The organism is Bradyrhizobium frederickii (assembly GCF_004570865.1).
Classification (GTDB): domain Bacteria; phylum Pseudomonadota; class Alphaproteobacteria; order Rhizobiales; family Xanthobacteraceae; genus Bradyrhizobium; species Bradyrhizobium frederickii.
Map to the genome: position 1 here is coordinate 1 of NZ_SPQS01000074.1, position 5,772 is coordinate 5,772.

Below are 5,772 nucleotides of genomic sequence, written 5' to 3' on the forward strand. Positions count from 1 at the left end.
GACCGCGAGCAGCAACGTCGTGTATAGCGGCGCGGCGGGCGGCACCACGGCGGCAACCGGCACCAGCACGCTCGGCGCCACCATCGGCTCGTTCACGGGCACCGCGGCAACGGCCGGCGACGGCACCACCGCCCTGACCGGCGCCATCACCCTGATCGCCACCAACGGCACGACCGCAACCGGCCTTGCCAGCAACGCTCAGCCCGCCGACGGCGACACGCTGACTGTGAACGGCAAGACCATCACCTTCCGCAGCGGCTCGGCTCCGGCCTCGAGCGCGGTTGCGTCCGGTTCGGGCGTCAGCGGCAACCTCGTCACCGACGGCAACGGCAACACCACCGTCTATCTCGGCACGGCGGGCACCCCGGCTGCGACTGTCAGCGATCTGTTGACCGCGGTCGATCTGGCCAGCGGCGTCAAGACGGTATCGATCAGCGCCGGTGCTGCGACGATCGCGACCAGCTTCAACCAGACTGCTTCGAGCGTTGGCGGCGGTGCCGTCACGTTGAAGAGCTCGACGGGTGCGGATCTGAGCGTCACCGGCAAGGCCGACCTGCTCAAGTCGCTCGGCCTGACCACGTCGGTGGGCGGCGGCAACGCCACCGTGAGCGTCAACCGGACCACAAGCGCGGCCTCGCTCGGTGCGACGATTGCGGACGGTTCGACGCTGAACGTCGACGGTCACGTCATCACCTTCAAGAACGCGCCGATCCCGGGCTCGACCGGTGCTCCGAGCGTTCCGACAGGTTTTGGCGCCAGCGGCAACGTCCTCACCGACGGCGCCGGCAACTCGACGGTCTATCTGCAGGGCGGCACGATCAACGACGTGCTGAAGGCGATCGACCTTGCCACCGGCGTGCAGACCGCGACGGTCAACGCCAACGGCACCGCGACGCTTGCGACCGCCACCGGCCAGACCAACTCGTCGATCAACGCCTCGGGCCAGCTGAAGATCTCGACCGGCGTCAATGCCGACCTGTCGGTCACCGGCACGGGCAACGCGCTGAACGCGCTCGGCCTCGCCGGTAACACCGGGACTGCGACCGCCTTCACCGCGGCCCGCAACTCCGGCATTGGCGGCATTGCCGGCAAGACCTTGACCTTCTCCTCCTTCAACGGCGGCACGGCGGTTGACGTCACCTTCGGCGACGGCACCAACGGCACGGTCAAGACGCTCGATCAGCTCAACTCCAAGCTCCAGGCCAACAACCTGTCTGCGACGATCGACGCCAACGGCCTGCTGACGATCTCCACCACCAACGACTACGCGTCCTCGACCATCGGGTCGAGCGCCGCGGGCGGTGCGATCGGCGGCACGCTGACGACGTCGCTGACCTTCTCGACGGCTTCCACCCCCGTCCAGGATACGGTGGCTCAGACCGCACGTGCCAATCTGGTGTCGCAGTTCAACAACATCCTGAACCAGATCGACACGACCTCGCAGGACTCCTCGTTCAACGGCGTCAACCTCTTGAACGGCGACCAGCTCAAGCTGGTGTTCGACGAGACCGGCAAGTCGAACCTCAGCATCACCGGCGTGACCTACAACTCCAAGGGTCTGGGCCTCGCCGCGTTGACCAGCGGTGTCGACTTCATCGACAACGCCGCCACCAACAAGGTGCTGACCAACCTCAACGCCGCGTCGAGCACGCTGCGCTCGGAAGCCTCGGCTCTGGGTTCGAACCTCTCGGTGGTGCAGGTTCGTCAGGACTTCAACAAGAGCCTGATCAACGTGCTGCAGACCGGCTCGTCCAACCTGACGCTGGCCGATACCAACACCGAAGCGGCCAACAGCCAGGCGCTGTCGACCCGCCAGTCCATCGCGGTCTCCGCGCTGTCGCTGGCCAACCAGTCGCAGCAGAGCGTGCTGCAGCTGCTCCGCTAACAAGCGGCAGACATCGCAAGCAGGATCCGGCGGCGGGGCTTCGGCCCCGCCGCCTTCTTTTTGCGCCGGCATCAGAATGCCGCTCGGCAATGTCGCAACAATGCCGTCCGAGTACAGCGAATTGCTCACTCTGAGTTATGGTTGACAAGTCGCAAATGCCTCGTCGCCGCACCAAAAAGCATCATCCTATCATGACGATATAGGTGGGCACGATCAGGCTCCGGACGCGCACATGGTGAATCCGCGGAAGGACTGGAGCGACACGCTTCATGCTTTGTTAGCCGTCTGCCTTCACCGTCCCGGACATCGATTAATCCTAATCGAAGTTTGTTGCGTTGCGTACCAGAAGGGTAACACTCAATGTCCGGTATCGTTCTCTCTTCCTCGGTTCGTCAGAACCTGCTCTCTCTCCAGTCCACCGCCGATCTTCTCGCCACCACCCAAAGCCGTCTGTCGACCGGCAAGAGCGTCAACTCGGCCCTGGACAATCCCACCAACTTCTTCACCGCTCAGTCGCTCGACAACCGCGCCAGCGACATCAACAACCTGCTCGACGGCATCGCCAACGGCGTGCAGGTGCTGCAGGCCGCCAACACCGGCATCACCTCGCTGCAGAAGCTGATCGACAGCGCCAAGTCGATCGCCAACCAGGCGCTGCAGACCACGGTCGGTTACTCCACCAAGTCGAACGTCTCCACCACCATCTCGGGTGCGACGGCGGCCGACCTGCGCGGCACGACCTCCTATGCAAGCGCGACCGCGAGCAGCAACGTCGTGTATAGCGGCGCGGCGGGCGGCACCACGGCGGCAACCGGCACCAGCACGCTCGGCGCCACCATCGGCTCGTTCACGGGCACCGCGGCAACGGCCGGCGACGGCACCACCGCCCTGACCGGCGCCATCACCCTGATCGCCACCAACGGCACGACCGCAACCGGCCTTGCCAGCAACGCTCAGCCCGCCGACGGCGACACGCTGACTGTGAACGGCAAGACCATCACCTTCCGCAGCGGCTCGGCTCCGGCCTCGAGCGCGGTTGCGTCCGGTTCTGGCGTCAGCGGCAACCTCGTCACCGACGGCAACGGCAACACCACCGTCTATCTCGGCACGGCGGGCACTCCGGCTGCGACTGTCAGCGATCTGTTGACCGCGGTCGATCTGGCCAGCGGCGTCAAGACGGTATCGATCAGCGCCGGTGCTGCGACGATCGCGACCAGCTTCAACCAGACTGCTTCGAGCGTCGGCGGCGGCGCCGTCACGCTGAAGAGCTCGACGGGTGCGGATCTGAGCGTCACCGGCAAGGCCGACCTGCTCAAGTCGCTCGGCCTGACCACGTCGGTGGGCGGCGGCAACGCCACCGTGAGCGTCAACCGGACCACGAGCGCGGCCTCGCTCGGTGCGACGATTGCGGACGGTTCGACGCTGAACGTCGACGGTCACGTCATCACCTTCAAGAACGCGCCGATCCCGGGCTCGACCGGTGCTCCGAGCGTTCCGAGCGGCTTCGGTGCCAGCGGTAACGTTCTCACCGACGGCGCCGGCAACTCGACGGTCTATCTGCAGGGCGGCACGGTCAACGACGTGCTGAAGGCGATCGACCTTGCCACCGGCGTGCAGACCGCCACGGTCAATGCCAACGGCACCGCAACGCTTGCGACCGCCACCGGCCAGACCAACTCGTCGATCAACGCCTCCGGCCAGCTCAAGCTCTCGACCGGCGTCAATGCCGACCTGTCGATCACCGGCACCGGCAACGCGCTGAACGCGCTCGGCCTCGCCGGCAACACCGGGACTGCGACCGCGTTCACCGCGGCGCGCACCTCGGGCGTCGGCGGCATCAGCGGCAAGACCTTGACCTTCACCTCCTTCAACGGCGGCACGGCGGTCAATGTCACCTTCGGCGACGGCACCAACGGCACGGTCAAGACGCTCGATCAGCTCAACACCAAGCTTCAGGCCAACAACCTGACGGCGACGATCGACGCCAACGGCCTGCTGACGGTCTCGACCACCAACGACTACGCGTCCTCGACCATCGGATCGACGGCCGCGGGTGGTGCGATCGGCGGCACGCTGACGACGTCGCTGACCTTCTCGACGGCTTCCACCCCCGTCCAGGATACGGTTGCCCAGACCTCGCGTGCCAATCTGGTCAACCAGTACAACAACATCCTGAACCAGATCGACTCGACCGCTCAGGACTCCTCGTTCAACGGCGTCAACCTCTTGAACGGCGACCAGCTCAAGCTGGTGTTCGACGAGACGGCCAAGTCGAGCCTCAGCATCACCGGCGTGACCTACAACTCCAAGGGGCTGGGCCTCGCCGCGCTGACCAGCGGTGTCGACTTCATCGACAACGCTGCCACCAACAAGGTGCTGACCAACCTGAACTCCGCGTCGAGCACGCTGCGCTCGGAAGCTTCGGCTCTGGGCTCGAACCTGACGATCGTGCAGGTTCGTCAGGACTTCAACAAGAACCTGATCAACGTGCTGCAGACCGGTTCGTCCAACCTGACGCTGGCCGACACCAACGTCGAGGCGGCCAACAGCCAGGCGCTGTCGACCCGCCAGTCCATCGCGGTCTCCGCGCTGTCGCTGGCGAACCAGTCGCAGCAGAGCGTGCTGCAGCTGCTCCGCTAACAAGCGGCAGACATCGCAAGCAGGATCCGGCGGCGGGGCTTCGGCCCCGCCGCCTTCTTTTTGCTTAGGGCTCGAGATTTTCGGGAAGGCAGGCAGGCTCGAAAAAGTAACCAGCGGTTATGGTTAATGGAGCGTAAGCGCGAAGAAATACCAATGATTTCAGGCCGATTGCCGATTGCCATCGGTGCCTTGTCCGCGCTTATGGTGAACCGGCGCTTATGCAGGCGATGCTCGTTTCACCCTTTGTTAGCCATGTCGCGGCACGCTGGCCCCGTCACTCGATCCGAAGCGATCGAACGAAGACGCGTAAGCCAGAAGGGTAAGAGTCATGTCCGGTATTGTTCTCTCTGCGTCGGTTCGTCAGAACCTGCTCTCTCTCCAGTCCACCGCCGATCTTCTCGCCACCACACAGAACCGTCTGTCGACCGGCAAGAGCGTCAACTCGGCTCTGGACAATCCCACCAACTTCTTCACCGCTCAGTCGCTCGACAATCGCGCCAGCGACATCAACAACCTGCTCGATAGCATCGCCAACGGCGTGCAGGTGCTGCAGGCCGCCAACACCGGCCTGACCTCGCTGCAGAAGCTGATCGACAGCGCGAAGTCGATCGCCAACCAGGCGCTGCAGACCACGGTCGGTTACTCCACCAAGTCCAACGTCTCGACCACAATTGCCGGTGCGACCGCGGCCGACCTGCGCGGCACCACGAGCTTCGCCAGCGCGACTGCGAGCAGCAACGTGCTGTACAACGGCACCGCCGGCGGCACCACGGCGGCGAACGGCACCACGACGCTTGGCGCCACCATCGGCTCGTTCACGGGCACCGCGGCAACGGCCGGCGACGGCACCACCGCCCTGACCGGCGCCATCACCCTGATCGCCACCAACGGCACGACCGCGACCGGCCTTGCCAGCAACGCTCAGCCCGCCGACGGCGACACCCTGACCGTGAACGGCAAGACCATCACCTTCCGCAGCGGCTCGGCTCCGGCCTCGTCCGCGGTTGCGGCCGGTTCGGGCGTCAGCGGCAACCTCGTCACCGACGGCAACGGCAACACCACCGTCTATCTCGGCACGGCGGGCACCCCGGCTGCGACTGTCAGCGATCTGTTGACCGCGGTCGATCTGGCCAGCGGCGTCAAGACGGTATCGATCAGCGCCGGTGCTGCGACGATCGCGACCAGCTTCAACCAGACTGCTTCGAGCGTTGGCGGCGGTGCCGTCACGTTGAAGAGCTCGACGGGTG

Annotated in this window: 3 protein-coding genes; all 3 read left to right on the plus strand. The window is 65.3% G+C overall.

The features are described from left to right. Nucleotides 1–1,885: DUF1522 domain-containing protein (locus E4K64_RS39045; RefSeq protein WP_135167600.1), on the plus strand; the 1,885-nt coding region annotated here is incomplete at its 5' end. Nucleotides 1,886–2,245: 360 nt separating this feature from the next. After that, a complete protein-coding gene (locus tag E4K64_RS39050; RefSeq protein WP_135167601.1) occupies nucleotides 2,246–4,525 on the plus strand; it encodes a DUF1522 domain-containing protein in 2,280 nt (759 codons plus the stop codon). Between the two features lie 328 nt (nucleotides 4,526–4,853). Then, nucleotides 4,854–5,772, plus strand: a 919-nt coding sequence (locus tag E4K64_RS39055) for a DUF1522 domain-containing protein (protein ID WP_135167602.1), incomplete at its 3' end; no start/stop codon positions are given.